The 4,646-nt window shown below is 38.9% G+C and carries 3 protein-coding genes and 3 pseudogenes; all 6 read right to left on the reverse strand.

The genetic code is table 11. The features are described from left to right. Window positions 1–473: 473 nt before the first annotated feature. On the reverse strand, window positions 474–1,133 hold the full coding sequence (locus tag HMPREF2647_RS00255) for a dihydrofolate reductase family protein (protein ID WP_000802831.1): 660 nt from the start codon (window positions 1,131–1,133) through the stop codon (window positions 474–476). A gap of 110 nt (window positions 1,134–1,243) precedes the next feature. Further along, a pseudogene (locus HMPREF2647_RS11575) lies at window positions 1,244–1,989 on the reverse strand (helix-turn-helix transcriptional regulator). Window positions 1,990–2,064: 75 nt separating this feature from the next. Beyond that, window positions 2,065–2,196, reverse strand: a pseudogene (locus tag HMPREF2647_RS11580) (HTH domain-containing protein); the annotation flags it as partial. Window positions 2,197–2,471: 275 nt separating this feature from the next. Beyond that, window positions 2,472–3,266, reverse strand: coding sequence for an aminoglycoside O-phosphotransferase APH(3')-IIIa (gene aph(3')-IIIa / locus HMPREF2647_RS00270; protein WP_001096887.1), 795 nt, complete (start codon window positions 3,264–3,266; stop codon window positions 2,472–2,474). Window positions 3,267–3,358: 92 nt separating this feature from the next. After that, window positions 3,359–3,901 (reverse strand): streptothricin N-acetyltransferase Sat4, encoded by a 543-nt coding sequence (gene sat4 / locus HMPREF2647_RS00275; RefSeq protein ID WP_000627290.1) that lies wholly within the window; start codon window positions 3,899–3,901, stop codon window positions 3,359–3,361. Beyond that, window positions 3,898–4,533 (reverse strand): annotated as a pseudogene (locus HMPREF2647_RS00280) (aminoglycoside 6-adenylyltransferase); the annotation flags it as partial. The gene sat4 and the pseudogene HMPREF2647_RS00280, both read right to left, overlap by 4 nt. Window positions 4,534–4,646: the final 113 nt, after the last annotated feature.

Genomic DNA, 4,646 nt, shown 5'->3' on the forward strand with positions numbered 1-4,646 from the left:
TATTTTTTACTTTGCAACAGAACCCTATTTTTCATTGATTTGGTGCCTGCTTTTGCGTTACAATCCAAGTAATTGTAAGCAATAAAGCCTTCAAAAGCATGTTGTCCTCTTGAAGGCTTTATTCGGTACAACTTTAAAATTGGTTTACTTATCTTTATCTTCCTCTCTAAGATACTTAACTAGCCCCGGATAATTGCTTATCCTTACAGTTCGGATCAATTAGAATTAGCCGAAAACGGCGGCGAAGAAACGAACCACCGAGAAGCACCGCCGCATTGCCGAGCTTGATACCCTCATTGAACGACTGTATGCGGACCGGAAAAGGCGCGGTTGACCGCCTTGCCCTCAAAGGCTTAGGGGCATATCAACTATATATTGGGGCCGAGTGCCGTTACTTTAACACCGCCGCTAGCCATGAGCTTATGCTTCCTTTAGGACACTGTCCCAACAGACACTTTTTAAAGTATGCTGCACTAATCCTTATTTTTCACAGCATAGCGCAATGACAGACAGCCATGTTCTGCATTCTCTGTTCCCTGCAATTCCAAATTAACTTTTTCAGATAACAGAAGGTTATCAAATAGTTGTTTTTCTTTATTACCTACAAAACATGGTGATATCACAAGACTGATTTCATCAATAAGTCCGTTTTCTAATAATTTGTTGGTTAATCCACCGCCACTGTCTGTCCGCATGTATTTACACCCATATTGCTCATGCAGGATCTGAAAGGCTTTTTCATAGTCCACATGATCATTTCCTGACACAATATATGGGTAATGCCTTTCCTCCAAATAATTCAAATATTCCTTCGGAGTGGCAGTTGATACCAGAATGACAATTTCCTTCAGATATCCAAGATTTCTTAAGCAATGAAGACTTCTCAAGATACCTCTGCTGTCAGGTATGACTCCTATTGGTCTGGGGTCCTCCGGGCTTGTTATGATTTTCTCAAAATCAGCCTCTGTTTCAGCAGGGTATTTTTCAAATGCAGTAAAAACAGTATTGGACCCAAACAGCACCGCATCCGAATGAATTCCCCCGGCAACCTGGTAGTAAACTTCCGGATTATCAAAGCCTTTAATGCGGCCATCAAGGCTAATTTGTGTGTGCATAATTATCTTTGGTTTCATATTTTTCAATCCTCCTTTTTGATAGTAGAATATCATAATACACTGACAGCTGTATGTCAGCAGGGGATATGAAACCTTACAAAAAATACATAACAGACCAATCGCTTTCTCTAAATCAAGTTTAGGCAGTGATTCGTAATTTGTGCCAGGTGTTTACGGGTTATGCATTTTAATTCATCAGGTTGGACTATTTCAATGCCTGATCCATATTCAATCAGCTGCTTGCTCAATATCTCAAAGGAATCTGTCTGGAATTCGATTTCCATTTTACTTCCCAAATCGGTTTCTTCAAGGAAGCCGAGAGAATACCTGTTCTTGATAGAATTGTATGTCTCCCCTTTTTCAGCTCTAAGAATTACATTATATAGTTTTTTATATGAAAGCATTTGTTTTAATATTTGTTCCAAAGAGCCATCATGGCTTTGACAGAGCTCTTCTTCTATGCAAATGCTTTTAATCCGATCCACACGAAAATTCCTATATTCATTTCTTAGCCTGCAAAACCGATTAAGTACCAGTTCTGTTCATAAAACCCCAGTGATATAGGCTCTATCATTCTGCTTTCCGGTTCTTGCCCTCCTGATGCAGGATATTGAATTGATATTACCCTTTTATTGCAGATTGCAGTCTGAATTGCTGCAATAACGTTATCCGCCAATGTATTTTTCTGTCCAGATGTGCTGTACACGTTAATACTGTTCTCCAACTCCTGTGCATAGTTTTTTTCACCATGCTTCAAAATAGATTTGATTTTATACATAGCTGAATCAAAATCCTTTATAAATGATTCATCTCCATGGCAATTTAAAAATTTCCCTGCTGTAATCAATGCACCCACTTCCGCCGCTGTAAACATTACCGGCGGAAGTAGGAAGCCCTCTACAAGAAAATATCCTTTTCCGGCCTCAGATCCAATTGGTATTCCGGCTTCTTCAAGTGTCCGGATATCTCTGTAAACTGTCCTTAAGCTTATATTAAATCGCTGTGCAATTTCTTTGGCAGGAATTATTTTTTTTGATTGCAGCTGAATAAGAATAGAGGTTACTCTGTTAATCCTGTTCAAATTTTATTCCTCCTCTGTGACTTCCATAAAAAGTATATCCTATGCGTTCTTAAGCTAGCTGCTGTTAGTGCTTCTCATTGCACCCTGGTTATAAAAGCCATACTCACAAACCTCTTCACCAAAACTCTTTACATCTCTAATATAGAACTCTATCTAGCGAACTTTTAGAAAAGATATAAAACATCAGAGTATGGACAGTTGCGGATGTACTTCAGAAAAGATTAGATGTCTAAAAAGCTTGTAGTTAAAGCTTTTTAGACATCTAAATCTAGGTACTAAAACAATTCATCCAGTAAAATATAATATTTTATTTTCTCCCAATCAGGCTTGATCCCCAGTAAGTCAAAAAATAGCTCGACATACTGTTCTTCCCCGATATCCTCCCTGATCGACCGGACGCAGAAGGCAATGTCATACCACTTGTCCGCCCTGCCGCTTCTCCCAAGATCAATAAAGCCACTTACTTTGCCATCTTTCACAAAGATGTTGCTGTCTCCCAGGTCGCCGTGGGAAAAGACAAGTTCCTCTTCGGGCTTTTCCGTCTTTAAAAAATCATACAGCTCGCGCGGATCTTTAAATGGAGTGTCTTCTTCCCAGTTTTCGCAATCCACATCGGCCAGATCGTTATTCAGTAAGTAATCCAATTCGGCTAAGCGGCTGTCTAAGCTATTCGTATAGGGACAATCCGATATGTCGATGGAGTGAAAGAGCCTGATGCACTCCGCATACAGCTCGATAATCTTTTCAGGGCTTTGTTCATCTTCATACTCTTCCGAGCAAAGGACGCCATCGGCCTCACTCATGAGCAGATTGCTCCAGCCATCATGCCGTTCAAAGTGCAGGACCTTTGGAACAGGCAGCTTTCCTTCCAGCCATAGCATCATGTCCTTTTCCCGTTCCACATCATAGGTGGTCCCTTTATACCGGCTGTCCGTCATTTTTAAATATAGGTTTTCATTTTCTCCCACCAGCTTATATACCTTAGCAGGAGACATTCCTTCCGTATCTTTTACGCAGCGGTATTTTTCGATCAGTTTTTTCAATTCCGGTGATATTCTCATTTTAGCCATTTATTATTTCCTTCCTCTTTTCTACAGTATTTAAAGATACCCCAAGAAGCTAATTATAACAAGACGAACTCCAATTCACTGTTCCTTGCATTCTAAAACCTTAAATACCAGAAAACAGCTTTTTCAAAGTTGTTTTCAAAGTTGGCGTATAACATAGTATCGACGGAGCCGATTTTGAAACCACAATTATGATAGAATTTACAAGCTATAAGGTTATTGTCCTGGGTTTCAAGCATTAGTCCATGCAAGTTTTTATGCTTTGCCCATTCTATAGATATATTGATAAGCGCGCTGCCTATGCCTTGCCCCCTGAAATCCTTACATACGGCGATATCTTCTATATAAGCGTACCGGTTCCAATTTTTTCGCAGTTTAACTTTTCCGACGCATTTATCGTCTTGGTAGTAAAGATATATTATCTTATCAGTATTGTCAATATATTCAAGGCAATCTGCCTCCTCATCCTCTTCATCCTCTTCGTCTTGGTAGCTTTTTAAATATGGCGCTTCATAGAGTAATTCTGTAAAGGTCCAATTCTCGTTTTCATACCTCGGTATAATCTTACCTATCACCTCAAATGGTTCGCTGGGTTTATCGATATCTTTCAGGTGCCCTGCTTTCATTTCTGTAATCACTGTTCCCGCCTCTCTTCTATATCAGCGGCATATGTGCTATCCAGGCAGCCGGTTTTACCAGTGTATTTTTTATACATGTCCCTGGTATATTTTGTTATATTCCTATCATACTCCGGATAGGCATAATGAAGCCTTTCCGCCACCTCACCGGATACCGCCCTGAACAATTGATGGCATAGAAATAATGCTTCCCATATGTTTTCATAGGAATCCATCCGGTAGGTGGACAAAAGTTTCTCCCACAAATCCTCGGATATATACCTTTCAATAAACTTATAGTTCTTGCCTACACTTAATTTAAAGCCTGTTTCGATGCCGACCTTCCATGATATCATTCTCAGCAGCTCATGGCGAACAATCTGATTAAAATGATCAATAGCAAATAAAATTTCCTTACGGCACAATCCTTTAATAACATAAGGTGTTACATTCCAAAATTCATTGCAGCAATCATCATACTCCCTTGCGCTTGGCTTTCTTACATGATAATCTATATCAGTCGGAACTATGTCCCTTTTAATTCTACAATCTTTATCAATTAGAACCTTTATTAATTTATCGCCCTTTAGGTAATTATCTAACTCTTCCAAGGGCAATAAGGTAAGATCAATTTTATTGTAATCATCAAATAGCTATAATAGATTTAGAGGTAAAGAAATTAAATACATTGAAGAGCAGAAAGATTTTACAAAAGAGTATTTTAATAAAAATGATGGTTCTGTTGCAAAGTAAAAAATATAGCTAA

The sequence above is a fragment of the Staphylococcus sp. HMSC035D11 genome, assembly GCF_001836075.1.
Taxonomy (GTDB): domain Bacteria; phylum Bacillota; class Bacilli; order Staphylococcales; family Staphylococcaceae; genus Staphylococcus; species Staphylococcus hominis.

Bases quoted from the DNA above. Each gene is read 5' to 3' on its own strand.
- HMPREF2647_RS00255 (WP_000802831.1), bottom strand. From the start codon at position 1,133: ATGAAACCAAAGATAATTATGCACACACAAATTAGCCTTGATGGCCGC.